The following is a 23,277-nucleotide window of genomic DNA, read 5'->3' as shown; positions in this document are numbered from 1 at the left end:
GCCGTGGGTGAGACAGGATCGCGGATACGAGGATGTCAGGCTCCCGCTCGCGTCGGATTCGCGGCGCATCCACGGCTCGGTGGCGCGCGACCTCGGTGCGGCGATCCTGGCGGGGCGCTACGCGCCGGGCGACGTGCTGCCCGGGGAGATCGAGTTCTCGGAGCAGCTCAAGGTTTCGCGCACCGCCTATCGCGAGGCGATCCGGATCCTGAGCGCCAAGGGGCTGGTGGAGAGCCGCCCGCGCACCGGGACGCGGGTGAGCCAGCGCAGCCGCTGGAACCTGCTCGATCCCGATATCCTGGCCTGGGCCTTCGAGTCGGAACCGAGCGAGACCTTCATCCGCGACCTGTTCGAGCTGCGGATGATCGTCGAGCCGGCCGCGGCGGCGCTCGCCGCGGCCCGGCGTTCGGGCCTCGACATCGCCCGGATGGGCCATGCCCTCGAGGAGATGGGCCGCCACGGCCTCACGACGGAGGCCGGCCGGGCCGCCGACCAGGCCTTCCACACCGCGATCCTGGAGGCCGCCCGCAACGGCCCGCTGATCGCCCTGTCGAGTTCCATCGCGGCGGCCGTGACGTGGACGACGATCTTCAAGCATCGCCGCCAGGGCCTGCCCCGGGATCCGATGCCCGACCACCGGGTCCTCTACGAGGCGATCGTGGCGGGCGACCCGGAGGCCGCCCGCGGGACGATGACCGATCTGGTCCGCCTCGCCCTCGCCGACACCGAGACGGCGCTGCGGCCTTAAGAGTCCGGGATCCCAAAGGGCGAGCCCTTGGGCGGGGCATCGGGCAGAAACCCGAGTCCTTTGGCCCCGATATCGAGCTTCGCCCGAACTCAGCGGGCTCCGCCCTGCACCCGCGAAAGGTCCCGGACCTTTCGAATCCGATCAGTGGTTGTCGCGCGGCAGGCCGCTGGTCTGCGCGATCCGCTGGAAGCGCTCGGCACCCTCCAGGATCGCGCCCGTATGCATCTGCCCCACCGCGGCGCGCTGCATCGCCTGCCAGGGGGTCTGCGAGGCCGGGTAGGCGTAGCCGCCGGCCTCCTCCAGGGCGCGGCGGCGGCGGGCGAGTTCGTCCGCGTCGACCAGCATGTCGGCGGTGCCGCGGCGCAGGTCCACCCGCACCCGGTCGCCGGTCCGCAGCAGCGCGAGGCCGCCGCCGGCCGCCGCCTCCGGGGAGGCGTTGAGGATCGACGGCGAGGCCGAGGTGCCGGACTGGCGCCCGTCGCCGAGGCAGGGCAGCGCGTGGATTCCGGCCCGGATCAGATCCGCGGGCGGGCGCATGTTCACCACCTCGGCGGCCCCGGGATAGCCCACCGGCCCGGCGCCCCGCATCACCAGCAGGGTCTCCGCGGTGATGCCGAGGCTCGGATCGTCGATCCGGTGGTGGTAATCCTCGGGCCCGTCGAACACCACGACCGGACCCTCGAAGGCGTCCGGATCCTCCGGGTTCGACAGGTAGCGGTTGCGGAACTCCTCCCCGATCACGCTGGTCTTCATCACCGCGGCCTCGAACAGGTTGCCGCGCAGCACCAGGAAGCCGGCCGATTCCATCAGGGGGGTGTCGATCGGCCGGATCACGTCCGCGTCCTCGATCGTCGCGCCGCGGCAATTCTCGCCGAGGGTGCGCCCGTTCACCGTCAGGGCGCCCTCGCGGATCAGGCCGCGGCTCATGAGCTGCGCCACCACCGCCGGAAGGCTGCCGGCGCGGTAGTAATCCTCGCCGAGATAGGCGCCGGCCGGCTGCAGGTTCACGAGCAGCGGCACGTCGAGCCCGTAGGTCTGCCAGTCGGCGATGTCGAGTTCGACCCCCATGTGCCGGGCGATCGCCGCCAGGTGGATCGGCGCGTTGGTCGAGCCGCCGATCGCCGAATTGACCACGATGGCGTTGAGGAAGGCGTCGCGGGTCAGGATCTCGGAGGGCTTCAGGTCCTCGGCCACCATCGCGACGATGCGCTTGCCGGTCAGGTAGGCGACCTCCTGCCGGTCGCGGTAGGGGGCGGGGATCGCCGCCGAGCCGGGCAGCATCATGCCCAGGGCCTCGGCGAGGGTGTTCATGGTCGTGGCCGTGCCCATCGTGTTGCAGAAGCCGGTGGAGGGCGCCGACGAGGTGACCAGCTTGATGAAGCCCTCGTGGTCGATCTCGCCCGCCGCCAGCATCTCGCGCGCCCGCCACACGATGGTGCCGGAGCCGGTGCGCTGGCCCTTGAACCAGCCGTTCAGCATCGGCCCCACCGAGAGCGCGATGGCCGGGATGTTCACGGTGGCGGCCGCCATCAGGCAGGCCGGGGTGGTCTTGTCGCAGCCCGTGGTCAGCACCACCCCGTCCAGCGGATAGCCGTAGAGCAGCTCCACGAGGCCGAGATAGGCGAGGTTGCGGTCGAGGCCCGCGGTCGGCCGCTTGCCGGTCTCCTGGATCGGGTGGACCGGGAATTCCAGCACGATGCCGCCGGCCTCGCGGATGCCCTCGCGGATCCGCTCCGCGAGGACGAGGTGGTGCCGATTGCACGGCGACAGGTCGGACCCGGTCTGGGCGATGCCGATGATCGGCTTGCCCGAGCGCAGCTCCTCCAGGCTGAGGCCGAAGTTCAGGTAGCGCTCCAGGTAGAGCGCCGTCATGTCGATGTTGTCGGGGTTGTCGAACCAGGCGCGCGAGCGCAGGGGGCGTGCAATCGGTCGGTCGGTCATTGGCGGGTCCGGTGAGCGGGGCTGGTCGAGAAGCGGTAGGTGATCACGTTCCGGTAGGTCTGGCCGGGGTCGAGCCGGGCGGACCCGAAGGCCGGCTGGTTCGGCGTGTCGGGGAAGAGTTCCGGCTCAAGGGCGAGGGCGTCCGACTGCCGGTAGGCGAGGCCGGATTTGCCCACCGCGGTCGCATCGAGGAAGTTTCCGGCGTAAAACTGCACCCCCGGCTGGGTGCTGGCAATCTCCAGCACCCGGCCGGATCCCGGTTCCTCCACCCGCGCCACGAGGTGCGGCTCGGCGGTGGGGGCGCCGGTCACCACCCAGTTGTGGTCGTAGCCGCGCCCGCGGGCGATCTGGACGTCCCGGCCGTCGCGGATGCGCGCGCCGATCACCGTGGGGGTGCGGAAGTCGAAGGGCGTGCCCGCCACCGGCAGGTGCTCCCCGGTGGGGATCAGGGTGGCGTCGACCGGCGTGTAGCGCTCCGCCGGGATGGTCAGCGTCTGGTCCAGGATCGACCGGCCCGAGCCCTCCCCCGCGAGGTTGAAGAAGCTGTGGTTGGTCAGGTTGACGATCGTCGGCTTGTCGGTGGTGGCCTCGTAGGTGACCGTGAGGGTGTTCGTGTCGTCCAGCCTGTAGGTGGCGGTCGCCGTCAGCGTGCCGGGATAGCCCTCCTCGCCGTCCGGGCTGACGTAGCGCAGGGTGACCGACGGGGCCGCGCCGCCGGTCACGCCGGTGATGGTCCAGAGCCGCTTGTCGAAGCCGGCCGCGCCGCCGTGCAGGGCGTTCGGGCCGTCGTTGGTGGCCAGCGTGTAGGCCTGCCCGTCCAGGGTGAAGCGGCCCGCCCGGATGCGGTTGGCGTAGCGCCCGACGCTCACGCCGAAATAGTTGGGCTTGGCCAGGTAGCCGGCGAGGTCGTTGTAGCCGAGCACCACGTCCGCCGGTTTGCCCGCGCGATCCGGCACGTCGAGACACCGCAGGAGCGCCCCCCAGGAGAGGATCCGGGCGGTGACCCCCTTCCCGTTGGTCAGCGTCACTTCCTCCACCGTCCGCCCGTCCGGGAGCGTGCCGAACACGGTCCTGGACGGCGCCCCGGCCTGAGCCAGGGCCGGGATGGCTACACCGGCGCACACGGCCACGAGTCCGACTCCACGCATCGCTTCCTCCCCTGTTGTGGATCCCCCGTCCCGGCGATCATGCGCCGGTTCGCGACGGGGGCCGCGGTTGATCTCCGCGAATCCGATCATATACTACTACAAATCAAATGGACAACACGGCGCCCGACTGACCGCAACGTCGCCGTTGGCGCTCTCCGCCGCGACGGGCCGGTCAGGGCTTTTCTCAATATGGCGGTCGCGCCCCGCTGCGCGTCCCGAGCCGCCGGGCCCTCTCTCAGTCGGTCTTGCTGAAGGCCAGGATCCGATCGGTGCGGGCGTCGCTGGAGCGATTGCCCGGTTCCTGCAAGACCGCGGAAGAGATCTGCTTCATGGCATCCGGATCTCGGGCCTCGTACCGGCCATCGTACAACCCTGAGGCCGGAGGTATCGTAGCCGGCCGCGCCGACGAGAGGACCATCGGTGACCGCACGGGTGGTGGGGCCGCGCATGCCGAGGCCTCCGGTGACGAGCCTCGATGGGCCTGCGACCGATACGATGCGGGGCAATCCAGCCCGAGACTTGCGGGGTGTCGCTGCCGGGGCAGGCTGAGGATGCCGCATCGCCCCGTCCAGGTCTCGCCCGCCGCTGCGATGGTCGGGCGCGTCGGCGCTGTCCCGGTTGACGCCCGCGACACCGAGCGATACTCGGACAAATGAGCGGAGCCAAGCTGGCTCTGGGCAAGCGGGCCCGGGGTAAGGCGGCCCGCCGAGAGAGGAACCGCTCGATGGCAGCACCCATCGCGAGCGCCGGGCCGGCTGCAGCCGGGACCGGCGCGCAGGAGCAGGTGAGCGCCCGCCCGGCCCTGTCGCTGCTGGCCAGCCTGTTCTTCATGTGGGGCTTCATCACGGTCATCAACAACACCCTGCTGCCACACCTGCGCAGCGTGTTCGACCTCGACTACACCCAGACCACGCTGATCGAGTCGGTCTGGTTCATCGCCTATTTCGTCGCCTCGATGCCCGCGGCGGCGCTGATCGCCCGCGTCGGCTATCAGCGCGCCCTGGTGATCGGCCTCGGCATCATGGCGGCCGGCACCCTCGGCATGGTGCTGGCGTCCCACCGGGTCTCCTTCGCGATCACGCTCACGGCTCTGTTCGTGATCGCGAGCGGCATCACCCTGCTCCAGGTCGCCGCCAACCCCTACGTGGCGGTGGTCGGCCCTCCGGAGAGCGCCCCGGCGCGGCTGAACCTCGTCCAGGCCTTCAATTCCCTCGGCACCACCCTGGCGCCGCTGTTCGGCGGCTACCTGATCCTCGGCCGCTCGACCTCGGGCAACGCCGCGGCGGGCACCGTCCTGACCCCCGCCGAGCGCCTGGCGGACGCGCAGTCGGTGCAGCTCCCCTACCTGATCGTGGCGGCGATCCTGATCGGGCTCGCCGTGGTGATCGCCCGCTTCCCGCTCCCCGCCATGGGGGACGGCGGCACCGCCCGCCGGGCCGCCGGGGCCGCGCGCGCCGGCCGATCGCTCTGGCGCCACCGCAACCTCGTGCTCGGCGTGCCGGCGATCTTCATCTACCTGATCGCCGAGATCGGGGTGTCGAACCTGTTCATCAGCTTCGCGTCGCAGCCGGAGATCGGCGACCTGACCCACGCCCAGGCGTCGCGCTACCTGTTCCTGCTCTGGGGCGGGATGATGGTCGGCCGCTTCGCCGGCAGCTACCTGATGCAGAGCCGGCCGGCCGAGACCGTGCTGGCCGCGGCGGCGGTCGGCGCCTGCGCGGTGATGCTGGTGGCGGCCTTCGCCACCGGCCCGGTGGCGCTGTGGGCGCTGATCTCGGTCGGGCTGTTCCACGCGATCATGTTCCCGACGATCTTCACCCTGGGCATCCGCGGCCTAGCGCCGCTCACCGAGGCGGGGGCCGGGCTGCTGATCATGGCGATCGCGGGCGGAGCCCTGGTGGTGGTGCAGGGCTGGGCGGCGGACCGGTTCGGGCTGCAGCGCTCCTTCCTGATCACGGCCGCCTGCGAACTCTACGTCCTGGCCTACGCCCTGTGGGGCTGCCGGCCCGGCCCCGCCCCGTCGGCCTGACCGGAAGGGGGAATCCATGGATCCGAACATCCGCATCGTCCCCCGCGCCGGGCGCGACCGGCTGGGCGAGGGGCCCATCTGGGTGCCGGAGCGGGCGCGGCTGTTCTGGGTCGACATCGAGGCGCCGGCCCTGAACTGGCTCGACCTCGCCGGCGGCGGGACCGGCACGCGCCCGTTCCCGGAGCCGCTGGGCTGGATCATCCCCCAGGCCGGACGGCGGGACTTCATCGTCGGGTTGAAGAGCGGCTTCGCGACCTTCGACCTGGAATCCGGCCGGCTCACGTCGATCGGCGACCCCGAGCCGGACCATCCGGACAACCGCCTGAACGACGCCAAGGTCGATTTCGCCGGCCGGATCTGGGCCGGGAGCATGCACCAGGCCGAGACCGCGGTCTCGGGGTCCCTGCACCGGCTCGACCCCGACCTGACCTGGCAGCGGATGGACGGCGATTACGGCGTCGCCAACGGGCCGACCTTCAGCCTCGACGGCCGGATCATCTTCCACAGCGACAGCGCCGCCCGGACGGTCTACGCCTTCGACCTCGCCGCGGACGGGACGCTCTCGGGCAAGCGGGCCTTCCTGCGCTTCCCGGAGGATTGGGGCTGGCCCGACGGGATGACCACGGATGAGGAGGGCTGCCTCTGGATCGCCCATTGGGGCGGCGGCCGGCTGAGCCGGGTGGATCCGGACGGGCGCCTGATCCGTGCGATCCCCCTCCCCGCCCCCAACATCACAAGCTGCGCCTTCGCGGGCGACGGGCTCGACCGCCTGTTCGTCACCTCGGCGTCCCGGGGCGCCGAGTCCGTGCCGGAGGCCGGGGCCCTGTTCGAACTCGACGTCGGCGTCCGGGGCCTGCCGCCCCGCGCCTTCGGGGGCTGAGAGCGCCGCGGCCCGGATCGCGCGTGCGGTCGCAGGATCGTGTGCCGGCCTCACCCGGATAGAGGATGCATCGCCCCGGTTCGGTCTCTACGAAGAAGGTCTCCGAGACGAGATCACCTCAAAGCCCGCCCGGCCCGTGCCGCGGCGGGCTTTTTTGTCGGGGCGGGTGGGCCGCCGCGGCGGCCGGCGGCCTCACTCCGCCGCGCGGACGCCCCCGAACTGGGCCGCATGCAGGCGGCCATAGGGGCCGTCCGCGGCCAGCAGCGCCGCGTGCCGGCCCTGTTCGACGACGCCCCCCGCCCCCAGCACCACGATCCGGTCGGCGTCCCGGATCGTGGCGAGGCGGTGGGCGATCACCAGGGTCGTGCGCCCGCTGGCCAGATCGGCCAGCGCCCGCTGGATCTCCCGCTCGGTCTGCGTGTCCAGCGCCGAGGTCGCCTCGTCGAGGATCAGGATCGGCGGGTTCTTCAGGAACACCCGGGCGATGGCGATGCGCTGCTTCTGGCCGCCCGACAGCCGCACCCCGCGCTCGCCCACCACCGTGCCGAGCCCCTCGGGCAGGGCGTCGATCATCGATCCGAGCCGGGCGCGCCGGGCGGCGGCGTCGATCTCCGCCTCCGTGGCGTCGAGGCGGCCGTAGGCGATGTTCTCCCGGATCGTCCCGGCGAACAGGAACACGTCCTGCTGCACGATGCCGATCTGGCGGCGCAGGGAAGCCAGCGTCAGATCGCGGATGTCGATCCCGTCGATCGTGATCCGGCCGGACTCGACCTCGTAGAAGCGCGGCAGCAGGGCGCAGAGCGTGGTCTTGCCGACGCCCGAGGGCCCGACGAACGCCACCGTCTCCCCGGCCGCCACCGCGAGGTCGAGGCCGGTGAAGACCGGCCGGCCGGGGCCGTAGCCGAAGCCGACCCCCGCGAAGCGGATGTCGCCGCGCAAGGCCTCCACCGCGCGGGCGCCCGGCCGGTCGGTGATGTCGGGTTCGGTGGCCAGCAGCGCCTGGTAGCGGCGGAAGCCCGCGACGCCCTTCGGATAAGTCTCGACCACCGCGCCGATCTTCTCCAGCGGCCGGTAGAACACCCCGACGAGCAGCAGGAAGCCGACGAAGCCGCCGGGCGTCAGGTCGCCCCGGACCACGAAGGCGGCGCCGCCGAGCAGCACCGCGATCTGCACGAGGCGCAGGCCGAGATAGTTGATCGACAGGCCCGCCGCCATGAGCCGGTAGGCCTCGAGCTTGGTGTCCCGGTAGCGGGCGTTGTCGCGGGCGAACAGGGCGCGCTCGTGGGCCTCGTTGGCGAAGGCCTGGACGACCCGCATCCCGCCGACATTCTCCTCGATCCGGGCGTTGAAGGCGCCGACCCGGCCGTACTGCGCCTGCCAGTTGCGGGTCATGCGGCCGCCGTAGCGGATCGACACGAAGGCGATCACCGGCAGGATCGCCCCGGTGATCAGGGCCAGCGGGGCGTGGACCATGAGCATCAGCGCGAAGGCGCCGGCCAGGGTCATCACCGCGATGAACAGGTCCTCGGGCCCGTGATGGGCGACCTCGCCGATCTCCTCCAGGTCCTTGGTCACCCGGGCGACGAGGTGGCCGGTCTTCTGGGCGTCATAGAAGCGGAAGGACAGCTTCTGCAGGTGGTCGAAGGCCCGTTCCCGCATCGTCGTCTCGATGTTGATGCCGAGCACGTGGCCCCAGTAGGTGACCACCACCATCAGCCCGGCATTGGCCACGTAGATCAGCGCGAGCCCGGCGGCCGCGAGCACGATCAGCCCCCAATCCTGCCGGGGCAGCAGGGAATCGATGAAGCCCTTCACGGCGATGGGGAAGCCGAGCTCCAGCAGGCCGGACAGCACGGCGCAGCCGAAATCGACCAGGAACAGGGTCCGGTGCGGCCGGTAATAGGCGAGGAAGGCCTTCAGCATCGCGGCTCGGATCGGCGTTTCGCGGCGCAGTCGACGGGGCAGAGCGCGCCGCAGGACGGCACCCCCGGCAGGCGGTGGCGCAGGCAGCAGACACGCCGGCGCCGGCAGCCCGAATCCCCCGGGCAGAGCGCCTGGGCCAGGGGGCTCATAGAGCAGCCCGGCCCGCCGCGCCATCCGAGGCCGGACGCGACGTCGTCACAGGACGAGGCCTCCGGGGCGCCGAGTTCCCGGGCGACGTGGTCGAGGATCACTGCGGCGTTGCCCCACAGGATCCGCGGGGCGATCCCGCACCGGGTGTGGCACAGGTCCACGAAGGGGCGCAGGTGCGCCTCCACCAGCCCGGCGAGGCCGGGGGCCGGGCAGGCTGTGCGGCCGGGCGCGTCCGCGGGGAGGCGGAAGCGGCAGGGCCGGCCGGCCCCGTCGCATTCGAGGCTCACGGCGTCGAAGGCGAGCGGTAGCGGCCGGCCGAGGCGCACCAGGGCGGTCAGCGCCGGGGTCGCGAGGGCCGCGAGGTAGAACTGGCTCCAGTACGAGACCAGGACGCGCCGGTCGCGGCCCGCATCCGGGCCGAGCCCCGCCGCGAAGGCCGCGAGGGTCGCGTCGAACACGCCGGGATCGCGCAGGGCGCGGAGCGGCGTCGCCGCCGGGCCGCCGGGGCCGGCCGCGACGCCGTCCCGGTAGGCCGCGAGGGCGTCGGGGACCCGGGCGGCCAGTTCGGCGATCAGTCGGGCGGTCATCGCAGCCCCGCCCGGTCGGCCCGCAGGGTCCGGTTCACCGCGACGGCGAGCCAGGCCACCGCGACCGCGTAGGGCGCCAGGGCGGCGGCGAAGTAGCCCGGCCAGCCGATCCAGCCGGCCAGCGCCGGGGCGGCGACCCGCAGGGGCATCGCGGCGAAGAAGGCCGCCCCGAACAGCAGCGCGTAGTCGGTGGCGGGCTTCGGCCCCTGGGCCCAGCGGTAGATCATGTTGAACACCGGGACGCCGAGGAACCCGCCGGCGACGAAGTTCAGGACCGTGGCGGCGACCGCGAGGTCCGCCATCCCGCCCGCGCAGGCGACGGCCATCAGCCCCCCGGAGGCGAGGATTCCGGCGGCGCCCAGGGCGATCAGCCGGACCGTGCCGAACCGGGCGGCGAGGCCGCCCGCCGCCAGCGCCATGACCAGATTGACCGCCGGCAGGACGGTGCCGGTCAGGAAGCCCACCGGCCCGAGCGGGACGCCGAGATCGAGCAGGGCCAGGGCGTTGGGCCCGGAGAGCAGGTAGGCGGCGGCGAAGTAGGCCCCGAGCACCAGCACCCGCCCCCCGAGGACGCGCAGGCGGGACAGGGAGCCCGACCATCGCTCCGGCCGGTTCCCGATCCCGCGGAGGCGCGCCTCCGGGTAGCCCAGGATCGGCAGGAGGCAGAGGGCGTCGAGGGCCGCGCAGGCCAGGACCGCCCCGTGCCAGCCGATCCGGTCGTAGGAGCCGACCAGCACGCCGACCCCCAGGATGCCGCCCAGGGAGGCCCCGGCCAGCTTGGCGGAGGCCACCGCGGCGCGCCGGTCCGCCGGCACGGTCTCGACCACCAGGGCTTCGAGGGCGATGTCCATGGTGGCCACGCCGGTGCAGGCCGCCACCGCCAGGGCGAGGAGCAGCGGGAGCGGCCAGTGCTCGCCGAGGCTGAGGACGGCGAGCAGGAGGATCGTCGCCCCCTGCGCGGCCGCGATCCAGCCGATGCGGTGCGTCAGGACCGGCAGGCGCAGGCGGTCGAGGAGGGGAGCCCACAGGAATGTGAGCCCGACCGGAAGGTTGATCAGCTGGAGCAGGCCGACCTCGGCCAGTTCCACCCCCCGCGCCCGCAGGATCAGGGGCGCCCCGCCCGACAGGAAGCCGAGCGTGGCCCCGAAGGTCACGTACAGGCAGACGAACGGCGCCAGCGGCCGCAGGCCGGCCAGGGAGCCGGCGACCCGGGTGCCGAGCGCGAGTCCGGCGGGTCCGGTCACCGCGGCGGGGATCCGGCGGCGGCCCGGAGGCTGCAGTTTATAATCACACCAATATATTGATATACCAAGGTTTTTACTGCTTAGAGGGATCCCGTCCGGGGATCAAGCCGACAGCATCGAGTCGCCTTCCGGACGGCGCCGCGACGGTGCGCGCGCCGTATCGGATCGGGGACCGAACGGGGGAACCGGGCCAACTGTTAACCATCCATCAACCATGTTCCGGGCAGATTTTCCCATCGCAGGCCCAGCTTGGAGGGAAGATCCATGACCCGACGCCGGGATTTCGACGCGCTGAGCGAGGCGCAGATCGCCACGGGACGCACGCGGAAGCGCTGGGTCGCGCCGAAGGCCGAATTCCGGCCGGTCGCGCCGCAGGCGGTGGCCGAGCTGCTCGATACGATCCAGCACGTCGCCGAGGCGGCCACGGGCGAGCGCAGCTTCCTGCACCTGCGCCCGGAGGCGCGGGCCGCCCGGGGACGCTGAGGACCGGCTCCGGCGTCAGGCTTCGGTCCGCGCCACGGCCCGGGCGTCCCGCTTCACCTGCCGCCAGGTCCGCCAGGGTTCCAGGTTCGAGAGCGCCATCCGGCGCGCCCCGAGCCAGCCGAGCCACAGCGCCATGGCCAGGAAGGGCGCGGCGACGATCAGCGCCGCCGGCGCCTCGGAGCCCAGCGGCAGCGCCAGCAGCTTCACCACGCCGTCGAGGCCGAGGAAGAAGGTCACGATCAGGAGCACCGGGATCGTTCCCACGATCGCGATCAGCGACGCCAGGGTCCGGATGTTGCCGTCGACCTCGATCCGCGCGAGCGTCAGCACCGCCTCGACATGGGCCGCGCCTTCGCGCAGGGCCGCGACCAGCAGGGCCAGGGTTCCGTCGGGGCTTTGGCGCATGGGGCGGGATCTTCCTCTGGGGCGCGTCCGCGAGGCGGCGGATCGGGTCGGACCGGGCCTGTCGGAGGGCTGGGTCCCGACGCGGCGCCGGGCCAACGGAGCCGCCGGGGGAAGCGTTCCCCGCCCCCGGCCCTCACCACAGCAGCAGCACGGCCGCGAGCACGAGCAGCGTCGCGAGGCCCGCCAGGGCGACGGCCCGGTTGACCCCCGCCCGGTCGTCCGGCTCCGCCCCCGGCGCCGCCGGCCGCGATCCGGATTCCGCCCCGGAGACCGCCGCGTCCGCGCGCTCGGCCGGCCGGACCGGCGGGGCGAGCCCGGGATCCCGCGCCGGGGGGATCGCCGGGGCCGGGATCGGCCGGTCGGCGGGGGGGCCGAAGGCGTCCGGCTCGACGCTGATTCCCGCGGCCTCGAGTTCCAGCATCACTAGGACGAGGGCGTCGACCTCCATGTGCGCCACCGGCAGCGCGGCCCGCAGGTCGTCCGCCGAGAGTTCCCCCCGGGCCCGGCCGAGGGCGACGAGCCGGTCGAGGGTGCCGCGATCGATGGTCTGGGACATGCCCTGATCCGCCCCGCTCAGCCCCGGACCATCCGCGTCAGGACCGCGTCGTTCCAGAGTACGCGGTGCAGCACGGCCATGGCGATGTGGCCGAGCAGCACCGCCAGCAGGAGGAAGGCCAGCCAATGGTGGAGCAGGTCGCCGGGCGCCACCATCCAGTCGATCTTGCCGTCCCGCGCCGCCATGACCGGGAGGCCGTAGGGCGAAAACGGCTTCCCCGACCCGTATTGGCGCAGCAGGGCGAGGCCGGGCACGACGATCATCAGGGCGTAGATCACGGCATGGCCTGCCACCGCGGCACGGCCCAGGCGCCCCGCATGCGGCGGGCGCCGGGTAAGGTTGGCGAGGCCCCAGGCCCCGCGCAGCAGCACGAGGGCGAACAGCGTGAAGCCCAGGGTGAAGTGGCTGCCGCCGACAAAGCGCGTGAGCGCCGTGTCGCCAAGGCCGACATAGAGCAGCGCCCCCGCGAACTGCCAGGCGAACAGCGCCGCCATCAGCCAGTGGAATCCGCGGCTGACGCGGCCGTAGCCCTGCGGCGTGTCGCGCCAGACGGCCCGGACCGGTCCGGCGCGGTCGGCCGGGCTCCGGCTCACGGGGCGCCTCCGTCCCAGAGGTCGGAGACCCGGTCCCCGGCCGCCAGGATTTCCTCCGCCGCGCTGGTGAGCGCCCGATCCGGCCCGGGCTGCCGCAGGTAGGTGGCGAGGTCGCGGGCGCGCTGCTCCAGGGGATGCCCGCGCAGGAAGCCCTGCAGGCCGACGGAGCGCTGGGCGAGCTGCAGCACGTCGAGCCCGGCCTTCTCCACGGCGAGCCGGGCGAGGTTGACGAAGGCGACGACGCGCGCGGGCGGCACTGTTCCCCCCGCGGCCACTGCGGCCGCCCGCGTCACCCAGTGCCTGGCGCCTTCGACCGCGATGGCGCCCTCGCCGAGACGCGCGAGCTGATGCGGGTCGGTCCCGCGCCCGGTCCGGACGAGATGCGCCCGCCACACGTCGAACACGGCCTCGATACCGCCGAGCTGCACCGCCGTGAACCGCCACGCGCCCCCCGAGAAGGCCGGCTGGCCGAAATACGCGTCCGGATCGCCGAGGACGGCCTCGGGCCCGAGGGTGATCCCGCCGAAATTGAGGGTCCCGGTGGCCGAGGCCCGCATGCCGTGGGCCCGCCACGCCGAGAGGTCGGCCCGGGTGCCCGGCTCCAGCGGCACCACCAGCATGAGCGTGCCGCTTCCCTGCGGACACCGCGCCGTGACAAGGGCGCGGGTCACGAAGCCCGCGCCCGAGGCGAAGGACTTCGCGCCGCTCAGGTGCAGGCTCTCCGCGTCCGCCTCGAGGGCGAGGCCGGCCCCGGCCGGTTCGGTGTTCCAGACGCCGAACAGGTGGCCCGCCCGGGCGTCGGCGAACAGGCGCGCGCGCTGGCCGGCCGCGCCGTGCTGGGCGATGAGCTGGAGCGCGTTGACGTGACCCTCGTAGAGCCGTCCGAGGGCGAGGCTGCCGTAGCCGATCAGGCGCAGCACCTCGGACAGCGTCCCGGCGCCCGGCTCCGCGCCGAGGCCCGCCCCGCCCATCGCGGCCGGGACCGGCGCGGCGAGCAGGCCCAGGCGGGCGAGGTCGGCGACGTCCGCGCGCGGGAACCCGTCGTCGCAATCCTCGGCGCCGGCGCGCAACGCCGCCGACAGGGAGACCGCGCGCGCCGCGGCCTCGGCGTCGCGGATCAGATCGGGCGGCGTCCGCTGGTCCATGGTGTCCTTCCGACGGCCGCGGCAGGGTGCATCCCGACCGTGCGGTCGACCACCAGCGCCTGCTGCTCGGGGTATACGCGCATCCCAGGGGGTCGGGTCCCTCGTGCTCTGCGGCCAGAGCGCACGCCGCCGACGGGGAGACCGGTCCGGCGTGAACGCGCGCATCACATCAAGGACTTATACCAAGTCTGACCGATCCCGTCCCGGGGTCGGGATCGGCGCGGTCCGGGGGACGAAAGCCAAGACGGGGCCCCGCTCCCGCAGCCGCCCGACGCGCGGGTCGCCGGGCCTTGCCCCGGGGCGCCCATGGGCTAGCCTGCGGGCCGATTCCATCGGGGGCCGGGCATGGCGATCGAGACCGTGGAGGCCGCCGGCCGACGCCGGGGCGCCGACCTCCTGGTGGAGGTGCTGCGCTCGGAGGGCGTGCGCTACATTTTTGGCAATCCCGGCACCACCGAATTGCCGCTCATCGACGCCCTCACCGAGGCGCCGGACATCGCCTACATCCTCGCCCTGCAGGAGGCGACCGCGGTGGCCATGGCGGACGGCTACGCGCAGGGCGCGCGCCGGCCCGCCTTCCTCAACCTGCACACGGCGGGCGGCCTCGGCCACGCCATGGGCGGGCTGGTGAACTCGCAGGTCTCGGGCACGCCGCTGGTGGTCACCGCCGGGCAGCAGGACCTGCGCCACGCGCTCACCGACCCGCTGCTGATGGGCGACCTCGTGGCCATCGCCGACCCGGTGATGAAATGGGCCCGGGAGGTGACGAGCCCGGACCAGATCCCGATCCTGCTGCGCCGGGCCTTCCACGATTGCGCCGCCGCCCCCTCCGGCCCGGTCTTCCTGTCGCTGCCCATGGACGTGATGGACGCCCTGACCGCGGTGCCGGCGGGGGAGACCTCGACCATCGACCAGCGGGCGGTGGCGGGCTCCCTCGACCGGCTGGCCGAAAAACTCGCCGCGATCGCGCCGGGCCGCCTCGCCCTGATCGCCGGCGACGAGATCGACGCCTCGGACGCCTCGGCCCAGATGGTGGCGCTGGCCGACCTATTGGCGGCGCCGGTCTACGGCTCGTCCTGGCCGGCCCACATCCCCTTCCCGACCGCGCACCCGCTCTGGGCCGGCAACCTGCCGACCCGGGCCGATTCCATCGCCGAGATCCTCGGGCGCTACGACGCGGTGTTCGCGCTGGGCGGCAAGTCGCTGATCACCGTGCTCTACTCGGAGGTCTCGGCGGTGCCGCCGGGGGTGCGGGTGTTCCAGCTCTCCGCGGATGTGCGCGACCTCGGGCGGACCTACGCCACCGGCCTGTCGACGGTGGGCGACATCCGCGCCTCGCTCGACGCCCTGCTGCCGCTGCTCGGCCCCCGCCTCGCCGACCGGGCCGCGACGTTCGCGGACCTGCGGGCCAAAGCCGTGACCGCCCGGGCCGAGCGCCGGGCGACGCTCGCCGCCGCCGCGGACGCGGCCTTCGCGGATCCGGTGATCGCGCCGCTGGTCGCCGCCCGGGAGGTCGCCCGGGCGGTGGGGGCGCAGACCACCATCGTGGACGAGGCGCCCGCGACGCTGACCCACCTGCGCACCTTCCTCGACAGCCCCTCGGCGCATCAATACGCGGCGATGCGCGGCGGCGTGCTCGGCTGGGGCATGCCGGCCGCGGTGGGATTTTCCTTAGGCCTCGACCGCGCACCGGTCGTCTGCGTGGTCGGCGACGGGGCCGCGCTGTACTCGCCCCAGGCCCTCTGGACCGCCGCGCACGAAAAACTGCCGGTCACCTTCGTGGTGATCAACAACGCCGAGTACAACATCCTCAAGACCTTCATGAAGGGCCAGGCGCACTACGCCTCGGTGCGCGCCAACCGCTTCATCGCCATGGACCTCACCGACCCGCGGATCGACTTTCCGGCGCTGGCGGCCTCGATGGGGGTGCCGGCGCGCCGGGTGACCCGGGCCGCCGACATCGCCCCGGCGATCGAGGCCGGGATCCGGTCGGGGGGCGCCAATCTGGTGGAGGTGGTGGTGCGGGCGACGTGAGGGGCGGCTAGTCCAACCCCGGCACCGGCACCCCGAACGCCGCCGCCAGCAGCACCGCGTTGAGCCCGAGCACCAGAACCGCCCCCGCCACGGCGGCCGCCTGGGTGAGCGGACCGTTGGCGAAGGCCCCCATCACGCTGCGGCGGCGGGTGAACACCACCAGGGCCACCATCGGCACCGGCAGGGCCAGCGACAGCACCACCTGCGACAGGACCAGCGCCCGGGTCGGATCGACCCCGATCGCCACCACCACGAAGGCCGGCAGCATGGTCGCGAGCCGGCGGACGAGGAGCGGTATGTGCCAGCCGGTGAAACCCTGCATCACCATCTGGCCGGCGAGCGTGCCCACCACCGAGGACGAGATCCCCGAGGCCAGGAGCGACACCAGAAAGGCCGCCCCGGCGGCGGGGCCGAGCAGCGGCGTCAGGGTCCGGTAGGCCTCGCCGATCTCGGCGACCGCGCTGTGGCCGAGATGGAACGCCGCCGCCGCCATGATCACCATGGCGATGTTGACGAGGCCGGCCAGCAGCAGCGCCACCACCACCTCGCGGTTCGAGTAGCGCACCAGCAGGCGCCGGTCGGAATCGTTGCGGGGGCTGCCCCGCCCCTGGGTCAGGCCCGAATGCAGGAACAGAGCGTGCGGCATCACGGTGGCGCCGATGATCCCGACCGCGATGGTCAGCGCCTCCGCGTCCGGAATCCTTGGGGTGACGAGGCCCCGGGCGGCCTCGCCCCAGGCCACCGGCGCCACCAGCAGCTCGACCGCGTAGCAAAGGCCGATCGTGCCGACCATCGCGCCGATGGCGATCTCGAGGGGCCGGAAGCCGCCGGTCTCCAGGAGCAGGATCGCGTAGGTGATCACCGCGGTGACCGCCATCCCGGCCATCAGCGGCAGGCCGGTGAGCAGCGACAGGCCGATGGCGCCGCCTAGGAACTCCGCGAGGTCGGTGGCCATGGCGGCGACCTCGCTGATGGCCCACAGGCCGAGGCGCACCGGGCGGGTCGTCGCGTCCCGGCAATGCTCCGCGAGGTTTTTTCCGGTGACGATCCCGAGCTTGGCCGAGAGCGCCTGGAACAGCATCGCCGTGAGATTGGCGAGCAGCACCACCCAGAGCAGGCCGTAGCCGTAGCGCGCGCCGGCCTGGATGTTGGTGGCGAAGTTGCCGGGGTCCATGTAGGCGATCGAGGCCGTCACGGCGGGGCCCGCGAACAGCAGGAACCGGCCCCTTCCCCCCGGCCGTCCGTCGAGGACGTCGCGGATCGCGCCCTCCGCCCGCCCGCTCATCGTCCCCGGGGCGGCGCCCCCCGGGACCGTCGCGGCGTTCGGCGCCTCCATGCTCACCCTCTCGTCAAAGATATAGCCCGAGCTATAATCAGGGTTGGCTGGGCTGGATTCAAGGGGGCATTTGCCGAGCCCGTGGGACTCCCCTCCCATGGCCGGTTCTTGCTAGACAGGGGCGGGGCGGCGCGCGTGCCGAGGGGGGAGAGCCGATGCAGGAACCGTCCGAGCAGGGCGCGCCCGAGACCGTTCTGGTCGATCCCGAGCAGCACGTGGAGAGTTTTCGCCAGGCCCGCGAGGCGCGGCGCTCGGAACTCGTCGAGGATTACGTCGAGCTGATCGACGACCTGATCGGCGATGGCGGCGAGGCGCGGCAGGTGGACATCGCGGCCCGCCTCGGCGTGGCGCAGCCGACCGTCGCCAAGATGCTCAAGCGCCTGTGCGAGGACGGGTTCGTCCAGCAGCGGCCCTATCGCGGCGTGTTCCTGACCGAGGCCGGCCGCCGGCTCGCCGCCCAGGCGCGGGAGCGCCACCGCATCGTCGAGCGCTTCCTGCGGGCGCTGGGGGTGAGCCCCGAGACGGCCCGGCGGGACGCGGAGGGCATCGAGCACCATGTCAGCGCCGAGACGCTCGCGGCCTTCCGCGCCTTCGTGGAGGGGCACGGGGGGGCGTGACGGGCGACGGGCCGCGTTGTGATCGTGGAAGAGGAGATTATCGTGTGTGCCATGCGAGCCCAACTTCCGAAATCGGGCGTGCCGTCGCCGACCGGGGCTGACGCGGATGAGCCGGTCCGTGAACTCGATCGTGTCCGGGTTCTGCGGTCCGTGATCGGCGACGATGATCTGACGGTTCCAGCGGGCGCGACCGGCACCGTCGTGGGGATCTATGCTGACGGTGCGGCGTTCGAGGTCGAGTTCACGGAACCCGTCGACACGCTGGCGACGGTCGATGCCGCCACAGTGTGCCTCGTCGAGCGCGCACTCAGGTGACCGCGGACCAAGAGAATTGGCCGAACCGCTTTCACGTCGCCCCCGCCAAGATCACGGCTTATTTACTCAACGCGAATCACAAGGACGGCGCTGCAAAATGCCGCTTCCTCGCCGCGTTCGGGTTCACGGCACACAACCCGGACGACCTCAGGCAGGCGCTGCTCGGGCATTGCCGCCGGGCGTATTTCCGGGGCATCCTCCCGGGCTATCAGGCGATCAAGCTCTATTTCGAGGGGCCGCTCGCAGCGTTGATCGGCGTGAGCCCGCAGGTCAGGACCGTCTGGCAGATCGACGATGGCGACCCGTCCAGAACGGCCCGGTTCATCACGCTGAAGCCCCTTCCGCGTCCCCGCCCGTAACGGTGCTCCGCGAGCTTCACCCCGTCGCCGCCGCCACCTTCTGGCGCAAACCCAAAATCACCGCGCGCAGCATCTCGGCCCCGGACTCGCCGTCATCCGGCAGGATCCCGGTGCGGGAGGCGTAGATCCGCTCGTGCACGAAGGCGAGCTTGGCGATCACCGTCGGAGTCAGCTTGAACGGGTAGAGCGCCGGCTGGCCCATGCTGTGGGAGAGCGAGTTGATCGCGTAGGTCAGCGGCAGCCACGCGGCGATCAGCCGGTCGAGATCGGCGTTGTTGTAGGGGTCGAAGTCGATCACGGTCGGCGCCTGCCGCCCGTGGCGCAGACGCGGGCGCACGTGCAGCTCGAAGGTCGAAGCGGTCTCCACCGTGTCGACGATGTGCAGGTAATGCGCGAAGGTCTCGGCGAAATCCTCCCAGGGATGGGCGGTGGCGTAGGCCGAGACGTAGGATTCGTCCCAGTCGGCCGGCGCACCCTTCGCGTAGTGGTCCTGCAGGGCCAGGACGTAGTTCCGGCTCTCGTCGCCGAACAAAGCCCGGAAGGCCCCCATCGTGGGGCCGTTCATGACCAGCAAATACCAAAAATAATGCCCGATCTCGTGGCGGAAATGGCCGAGCAGGGTGCGGTAATGCTCGCCGAACAGGATCCGGCGGCGCTCCCGCTCGACGTCGTCGGCCTCGGCGATGTTCATGGTGATCAGGCCGTTGATGTGGCCCGTCAGCACCGGCGGCCCGCCGGAAAAGCTCTCGGACGGGTCGACCAGGAAATCGAAGGCCAGCCCGTCCGTGTACTGGGCGCGGGTGGCCAGCGGCAGGTTTAGGCGCAGCAGCGAGTAGAACAGCCGGTGCTTGGCGGCCTCGACCGGGCGCCAGCGGGCGAGGTTCCAGGGCTGCGCCAGGTCCGGCACCACCCGGTTGTGGCGGCAGGCGGTGCAGTAGATGTCGGGGTCGTCCTCCGGCACCAGCCAGTTGCAGGCCCCCGAGAGGGCGTTGTTGCACAACCGGTAGCGCCGGCCGGGATCCGCGTAGGCGTGGAACACCGGGGCGCCGCCCATGAGCGGATGGGCCGAGTGGCCCTGCGGCTCCAGGGCCGAGACTTCGTGGACCGCGCAGACATAGCCCAGACGCCGGGCGCAGCTCTCGCAGGCGGTCGCCTCGAAGGTGACCGGCTGGTCGCAAGCCTGGCACTGGAAGATCTTCATCGTGCGGTCCCGGGCCGGCAGCGGGCCCACTGGGCGGTCAAGCGGGGCCGGGCGGCAAAGTTCCGGCCGGGGCGCGGCGGCGGAAGGGCGCCGCATGGAAATTGCTTGTCACGCGGTCTGTGTCGCATAACCGCCCGGCGGGGGCCGGCGTTCGGCCCGCCGCGGCGCCCGGGACCGGCGACGAGACCGCGTTCGATCCTTCCGATGGAGCCATCGTGTCGATCAAAGCTGCCCTGCACCACGTCACCCATTACCGCTACGACCGGCCGATCAGCCTCGGTCCCCAGGTGATCCGCCTGCGCCCGGCCCCGCACGCGCGCACCAAGGTCCCGGCCTACGCGCTCAAGGTGACCCCCGCCAACCACTTCCTGAACTGGCAGCAGGACCCGAGCGGCAACTGGCTCGCCCGCCTCGTCTTCCCGGAGAAGGCCGACGAGCTCAAGATCGAGGTCGATCTCACCGCCGACATGGCGGTGATCAACCCGTTCGACTTCTTCGTCGAGGATTACGCCCAGACCCACCCCTTCGCCTACGATCCCGACCTCGCGGAGGAACTGGCGCCCTACCGCGCCCTGGTCGACGCGGACGGCCCCGAGATGGAGGCGCTCCTCGCCCGGCTCCCGGAGGAGCCCAACACCGTCCTGTTCCTGGTGGCGCTCAACGGCCTGATCGCCGGCGAGATCGCCTACGGCGTCCGCATGGAGCCGGGCGTCCAGACGCCGGCCGAGACCCTGCGCCTCAAGAGCGGCTCCTGCCGGGACTCGGCCTGGCTGCTCGTGCAGGTGCTGCGCCGGATCGGCCTCGCCGCCCGGTTCGTCTCCGGCTACCTGCTCCAGCTCGTCCCCGACACCACCGCGGTCGACGGCCCGACCGGCGCGTCGGCGGACTTCACCGACCTGCACGCCTGGGCGGAGGTCTACCTGCCGGGCGCCGGCTGGGTCGGCCTGGACGCCACCTCGGGGCTGCTCACCGGCGAGGGCCACATCCCGCTGGCCGCCACGCCGCATTACCGCTCGGCGGCGCCGATCTCGGGGGCGATGGAGCCGGCCGAGACCACCTTCGATTTCGCGATGCGCATCACCCGGGTCGCCGAGACGCCGCGGATCACCAAGCCGTTCTCGGAGGCGGTCTGGGCGTCCATGGACGCGCTCGGCGAACGGGTCGATGCCGACCTCGCGGCGCAGGACGTGCGCCTGACCATGGGCGGCGAGCCGACCTTCGTGTCGGTGGACGATTTCGAATCGCCCGAATGGACCATCGCCGCCGTCGGCCCGACCAAGCGCGGCCGCGCCGACCAGCTGATCCGGCGCCTGCGCGACCGGTTCGGCCCGGGCGGCCTGCTCCATTACGGCCAGGGCAAGTGGTATCCCGGCGAGAGCCTGCCCCGCTGGGCCTTCGCCCTGTACTGGCGCAAGGACGGCAAGCCGATCTGGACGGACCCGGCCCTGATCGCCCCCGAGATGGCCGCGGGGGAGGCGGGCACCGCCACCATCGCGCAGGCCCGGGCGCTCGCCGACGCGCTGGCCCGCCGCCTCGGCCTGTCGGACTACGTGATCCCGGCCTTCGAGGACGGCGACCTCTGGGAGAAGAAGACCGCCGAACTGCCGGTCAACGTCACGCCGGCCGCGGCCCGGTCCGGCTCGGTGGAGTTCGACGCGCGGATCCAGCGGGTCTATGCCCGCGGCCTCGGGGAGCCGGCGGGCTACGTCCTGCCGCTGGCGAGCCTGCCCACCGGCAAGGACGGCGATGCCGACCGGGTCTGGATCTCGGAGATGTGGGACTTCCGCCGGGGCCAGGCCTTCCTGGTGCCGGGCGATTCGCCCCTCGGCTTCCGGCTGCCCCTGTCGTCCCTGCCCTACGTGCCGCCCGAGCACTATCCCTATTACCAGCCACAGGACCCCCTGGAGCCCCGCGGGCCGCTCGCCGGCGACCCGATGGCCAAGACCGTCGTCAACGGGTCCGGCATCACCGGCGTCGCGGTGCGCACCGCGCTGGCGATCGAGCCCCGGGACGGGATCGTGCGGGTGTTCATGCCGCCGACCCAGCGGGCCGACGAGTATCTCGAACTCGCCGCCCATCTCGAGGCGGCTGCCGCCGGATTGAAGCTGCCGATCCACATCGAGGGCTACGAGCCGCCCTACGACCCGCGCATCGGCCTGATCAAGGTCACCCCCGATCCGGGCGTGATCGAGGTCAACGTCCACCCGGCCGCCTCCTGGCGCGAAGCGGTGGCGATCACCACCGACCTCTACGCCGAGGCCCGGCAGACCCGGCTCGGCGCGGAAAAATTCATGGTCGACGGGCGCCATACCGGCACCGGCGGCGGCAACCACGTGGTCATGGGCGGCGTCACCCCGGACGATTCGCCGTTCCTGCGCCGGCCCGACCTGCTGAAGAGCCTCGTGCTCTACTGGCAGCGCCACCCGGCGCTCTCGTACCTGTTCTCGGGCCTCTATATCGGCCCGACCAGCCAGGCCCCGCGCATGGACGAGGCCCGCCACGACGGGCTCTACGAGCTCGAGATCGCGCTGGCCCAGATCCCGGCCCCCGACACGCCCAACATCCCGCGCTGGCTGGTCGACCGGGTGTTTCGCAACATCCTGGTCGACGTCACCGGCAACACCCACCGGTCCGAGATCTGCATCGACAAGCTCTACTCCCCGGACGGGCCCACCGGCCGCCTCGGCCTGCTGGAGTTCCGGGCCTTCGAGATGCCCCCGGACGCCCGCATGAGCCTCGCCCAGCAGCTGCTGCTGCGGGCGCTGGTGGCGTGGCTGTGGCGCGAGCCGCAGACCGGGGGTTGTGTCCGCTGGGGCACGAACCTCCACGATCGCTTCATGCTCCCGCATTTCCTCTGGTCCGACTTCCTCTCGGTGCTGGAGGATCTGCGGGTGGCGGGCTACGCTTTCGATCCGGTCGCCTTCGAGGCGCAGGCCCTGTTCCGCTTCCCCGTCTTCGGCACGGTCGAGCAGGGCGGGGTCCGGATGGAGCTGCGCCAGGCGCTGGAGCCCTGGCACGTGATGGGCGAGGAAGGGACCAGCGGGGGCACCGTGCGCTTCGTCGACAGCTCGGTCGAGCGACTGCAGGTCAAGGTCGAGGGCTTCGTGCCCGGGCGGCACGTCATCGCCTGCAACGGCCGCCGCCTGCCCATGGCCGGCACCGGCCGCGGCGGCGAGGCCGTGGCGGGCCTGCGCTTCAAGGCGTGGCAGCCGGCCTCCTCCCTGCACCCCACGATCCCGGCCCATTCGCCCCTGACCTTCGACATCCTGGATGCCTGGAGCGGGCGGTCCCTCGGCGGCTGCCGCTACCACGTCGCCCATCCGGGCGGCCGCAACTACGAGACCCACCCGGTCAACGCCTACGAGGCGGAGGGAAGGCGCCTCGCCCGCTTCGAGCCCCTCGGCCACACGCCGGGACGGGTCGAGATGCCGCGTGCCGAGGCCAGCGCCGAGTTCCCGCTGACCCTCGACCTGCGGACACCGGTCCCGCAATGATCCCCGATGTTCAGGCATCCGGGTCGGGATCGTGGTCCGGTCGATGGAGGGGGCAGACCAGACCTCCTACGCGCCCTCCCTCCCCCCTG

20 protein-coding genes are annotated in these 23,277 nt (G+C 72.4%); 9 read left to right on the top strand and 11 right to left on the bottom strand.

The features are described from left to right. The first annotated feature begins 7 nt into the window (after positions 1 to 7). Positions 8 to 748: a FadR/GntR family transcriptional regulator gene (locus MKK69_RS12790; protein ID WP_243968264.1), complete on the top strand. Its 741-nt coding sequence runs from the start codon at positions 8 to 10 to the stop codon at positions 746 to 748. A gap of 141 nt (positions 749 to 889) precedes the next feature. Here the strand turns inward: MKK69_RS12790 and MKK69_RS12785 are convergent, their stop codons facing one another. After that, positions 890 to 2,689, bottom strand: a complete 1,800-nt coding sequence (locus MKK69_RS12785) for an IlvD/Edd family dehydratase (protein ID WP_243968263.1) — start codon at positions 2,687 to 2,689, stop codon at positions 890 to 892. Next, positions 2,686 to 3,837: an aldose epimerase family protein gene (locus MKK69_RS12780; protein ID WP_243968262.1), complete on the bottom strand. Its 1,152-nt coding sequence runs from the start codon at positions 3,835 to 3,837 to the stop codon at positions 2,686 to 2,688. Before MKK69_RS12780 ends, MKK69_RS12785 begins: the two co-directional genes overlap by 4 nt. A 724-nt stretch (positions 3,838 to 4,561) precedes the next feature. Here MKK69_RS12780 and MKK69_RS12775 point away from each other — a divergent pair. Then, complete coding sequence (locus MKK69_RS12775; RefSeq protein ID WP_243968261.1) at positions 4,562 to 5,866, top strand: sugar MFS transporter; 1,305 nt, start codon at positions 4,562 to 4,564, stop codon at positions 5,864 to 5,866. Between the two features lie 16 nt (positions 5,867 to 5,882). Beyond that, positions 5,883 to 6,746 carry an SMP-30/gluconolactonase/LRE family protein gene (locus MKK69_RS12770; RefSeq protein WP_243968260.1) on the top strand — a complete coding sequence of 288 codons (864 nt, stop codon included), beginning with the start codon at positions 5,883 to 5,885 and terminating at the stop codon, positions 6,744 to 6,746. A gap of 192 nt (positions 6,747 to 6,938) precedes the next feature. On the opposite strand, the gene MKK69_RS12765 is transcribed toward MKK69_RS12770, so the two are convergent. Genes MKK69_RS12765 through MKK69_RS12755 form a run of 3 tightly spaced genes read right to left on the bottom strand, consistent with a single transcriptional unit; the run spans position 6,939 to position 10,650 of the window. Continuing rightward, entirely contained in the window at positions 6,939 to 8,669 is a 1,731-nt protein-coding gene (locus tag MKK69_RS12765) for an ABC transporter ATP-binding protein (RefSeq protein ID WP_243968259.1), read from the bottom strand. Beyond that, positions 8,663 to 9,406 carry a siderophore-iron reductase FhuF gene (gene fhuF, locus MKK69_RS12760; RefSeq protein ID WP_243968257.1) on the bottom strand — a complete coding sequence of 248 codons (744 nt, stop codon included), beginning with the start codon at positions 9,404 to 9,406 and terminating at the stop codon, positions 8,663 to 8,665. Before fhuF ends, MKK69_RS12765 begins: the two co-directional genes overlap by 7 nt. Then, positions 9,403 to 10,650, bottom strand: a complete 1,248-nt coding sequence (locus tag MKK69_RS12755; protein ID WP_243968256.1) for an MFS transporter — start codon at positions 10,648 to 10,650, stop codon at positions 9,403 to 9,405. The genes fhuF and MKK69_RS12755 overlap by 4 nt, the downstream gene beginning before the upstream one ends. Before the next feature lie 264 nt (positions 10,651 to 10,914). Between MKK69_RS12755 and MKK69_RS12750 the strand changes: the two genes are divergently transcribed. Beyond that, the gene (locus MKK69_RS12750; protein ID WP_243968255.1) at positions 10,915 to 11,133 is read left to right on the top strand and encodes a hypothetical protein; all 219 of its coding nucleotides are present in this window, start codon (positions 10,915 to 10,917) and stop codon (positions 11,131 to 11,133) included. Positions 11,134 to 11,148: 15 nt separating this feature from the next. Here MKK69_RS12750 and MKK69_RS12745 read toward each other — a convergent pair whose 3' ends face one another. From MKK69_RS12745 to MKK69_RS12730, 4 genes are all read right to left on the bottom strand, one after another. Beyond that, complete coding sequence (locus tag MKK69_RS12745) at positions 11,149 to 11,538, bottom strand: phage holin family protein (protein WP_243968254.1); 390 nt, start codon at positions 11,536 to 11,538, stop codon at positions 11,149 to 11,151. Between the two features lie 133 nt (positions 11,539 to 11,671). Beyond that, the gene (locus tag MKK69_RS12740; RefSeq protein WP_243968253.1) at positions 11,672 to 12,094 is read right to left on the bottom strand and encodes an RNA polymerase sigma factor region1.1 domain-containing protein; all 423 of its coding nucleotides are present in this window, start codon (positions 12,092 to 12,094) and stop codon (positions 11,672 to 11,674) included. Positions 12,095 to 12,111: 17 nt separating this feature from the next. Then, positions 12,112 to 12,687, bottom strand: coding sequence for a cytochrome b (locus tag MKK69_RS12735; RefSeq protein ID WP_243968252.1), 576 nt, complete (start codon positions 12,685 to 12,687; stop codon positions 12,112 to 12,114). Beyond that, positions 12,684 to 13,832, bottom strand: a complete 1,149-nt coding sequence (locus MKK69_RS12730) for an acyl-CoA dehydrogenase family protein (RefSeq protein WP_243968251.1) — start codon at positions 13,830 to 13,832, stop codon at positions 12,684 to 12,686. Before MKK69_RS12730 ends, MKK69_RS12735 begins: the two co-directional genes overlap by 4 nt. 345 nt (positions 13,833 to 14,177) lie before the next feature. Between MKK69_RS12730 and MKK69_RS12725 the strand changes: the two genes are divergently transcribed. Next, positions 14,178 to 15,866 carry a thiamine pyrophosphate-binding protein gene (locus MKK69_RS12725; protein WP_243968249.1) on the top strand — a complete coding sequence of 563 codons (1,689 nt, stop codon included), beginning with the start codon at positions 14,178 to 14,180 and terminating at the stop codon, positions 15,864 to 15,866. A 7-nt stretch (positions 15,867 to 15,873) separates the two neighbouring features. Here MKK69_RS12725 and MKK69_RS12720 read toward each other — a convergent pair whose 3' ends face one another. Then, positions 15,874 to 17,202 (bottom strand): Nramp family divalent metal transporter, encoded by a 1,329-nt coding sequence (locus MKK69_RS12720; protein WP_243968247.1) that lies wholly within the window; start codon positions 17,200 to 17,202, stop codon positions 15,874 to 15,876. Positions 17,203 to 17,357: 155 nt separating this feature from the next. On the opposite strand from MKK69_RS12720, the gene mntR reads away from it, so the two are divergent. The 3 genes from mntR to MKK69_RS12705 are packed head-to-tail and all read left to right on the top strand — an operon-like array spanning position 17,358 to position 18,493. After that, positions 17,358 to 17,819: a manganese-binding transcriptional regulator MntR gene (mntR, locus tag MKK69_RS12715; protein ID WP_243968246.1), complete on the top strand. Its 462-nt coding sequence runs from the start codon at positions 17,358 to 17,360 to the stop codon at positions 17,817 to 17,819. Between the two features lie 24 nt (positions 17,820 to 17,843). After that, positions 17,844 to 18,134 (top strand): DUF4926 domain-containing protein, encoded by a 291-nt coding sequence (locus MKK69_RS12710; RefSeq protein ID WP_243968245.1) that lies wholly within the window; start codon positions 17,844 to 17,846, stop codon positions 18,132 to 18,134. Further along, a complete protein-coding gene (locus tag MKK69_RS12705; RefSeq protein ID WP_243968244.1) occupies positions 18,131 to 18,493 on the top strand; it encodes a DUF6883 domain-containing protein in 363 nt (120 codons plus the stop codon). Before MKK69_RS12710 ends, MKK69_RS12705 begins: the two co-directional genes overlap by 4 nt. Positions 18,494 to 18,509: 16 nt before the next feature. On the opposite strand, the gene MKK69_RS12700 is transcribed toward MKK69_RS12705, so the two are convergent. Next, on the bottom strand, positions 18,510 to 19,694 hold the full coding sequence (locus MKK69_RS12700) for a putative zinc-binding metallopeptidase (protein ID WP_243968243.1): 1,185 nt from the start codon (positions 19,692 to 19,694) through the stop codon (positions 18,510 to 18,512). A 215-nt stretch (positions 19,695 to 19,909) separates the two neighbouring features. Here MKK69_RS12700 and MKK69_RS12695 point away from each other — a divergent pair, with 215 nt between their 5' ends. Further along, a complete protein-coding gene (locus MKK69_RS12695; RefSeq protein ID WP_243968242.1) occupies positions 19,910 to 23,188 on the top strand; it encodes a DUF2126 domain-containing protein in 3,279 nt (1,092 codons plus the stop codon). The last annotated feature ends 89 nt before the right edge of the window (positions 23,189 to 23,277 follow it).

It is taken from the genome of Methylobacterium sp. J-026, assembly GCF_022829585.1.
GTDB lineage: Bacteria > Pseudomonadota > Alphaproteobacteria > Rhizobiales > Beijerinckiaceae > Methylobacterium.
Note: the sequence above shows the minus strand (reverse complement) of the source record. Positions and strands in the feature narration are given on the sequence as shown.

What these genes read in the sequence shown, in the direction of transcription:
- MKK69_RS12785 (WP_243968263.1), bottom strand. Translation starts at nt 2,689, where the DNA reads ATGACCGACCGACCGATTGCACGCCCCCTGCGCTCGCGCGCCTGGTTC.
- MKK69_RS12780 (WP_243968262.1), bottom strand. Translation starts at nt 3,837, where the DNA reads ATGCGTGGAGTCGGACTCGTGGCCGTGTGCGCCGGTGTAGCCATCCCG.
- MKK69_RS12775 (WP_243968261.1), top strand. Translation starts at nt 4,562, where the DNA reads ATGGCAGCACCCATCGCGAGCGCCGGGCCGGCTGCAGCCGGGACCGGC.
- MKK69_RS12770 (WP_243968260.1), top strand. Translation starts at nt 5,883, where the DNA reads ATGGATCCGAACATCCGCATCGTCCCCCGCGCCGGGCGCGACCGGCTG.
- MKK69_RS12765 (WP_243968259.1), bottom strand. Translation starts at nt 8,669, where the DNA reads ATGCTGAAGGCCTTCCTCGCCTATTACCGGCCGCACCGGACCCTGTTC.
- fhuF (WP_243968257.1), bottom strand. Translation starts at nt 9,406, where the DNA reads ATGACCGCCCGACTGATCGCCGAACTGGCCGCCCGGGTCCCCGACGCC.
- MKK69_RS12750 (WP_243968255.1), top strand. Translation starts at nt 10,915, where the DNA reads ATGACCCGACGCCGGGATTTCGACGCGCTGAGCGAGGCGCAGATCGCC.
- MKK69_RS12745 (WP_243968254.1), bottom strand. Translation starts at nt 11,538, where the DNA reads ATGCGCCAAAGCCCCGACGGAACCCTGGCCCTGCTGGTCGCGGCCCTG.
- MKK69_RS12740 (WP_243968253.1), bottom strand. Translation starts at nt 12,094, where the DNA reads ATGTCCCAGACCATCGATCGCGGCACCCTCGACCGGCTCGTCGCCCTC.
- MKK69_RS12730 (WP_243968251.1), bottom strand. Translation starts at nt 13,832, where the DNA reads ATGGACCAGCGGACGCCGCCCGATCTGATCCGCGACGCCGAGGCCGCG.
- MKK69_RS12725 (WP_243968249.1), top strand. Translation starts at nt 14,178, where the DNA reads ATGGCGATCGAGACCGTGGAGGCCGCCGGCCGACGCCGGGGCGCCGAC.
- MKK69_RS12720 (WP_243968247.1), bottom strand. Translation starts at nt 17,202, where the DNA reads ATGGAGGCGCCGAACGCCGCGACGGTCCCGGGGGGCGCCGCCCCGGGG.
- mntR (WP_243968246.1), top strand. Translation starts at nt 17,358, where the DNA reads ATGCAGGAACCGTCCGAGCAGGGCGCGCCCGAGACCGTTCTGGTCGAT.
- MKK69_RS12700 (WP_243968243.1), bottom strand. Translation starts at nt 19,694, where the DNA reads ATGAAGATCTTCCAGTGCCAGGCTTGCGACCAGCCGGTCACCTTCGAG.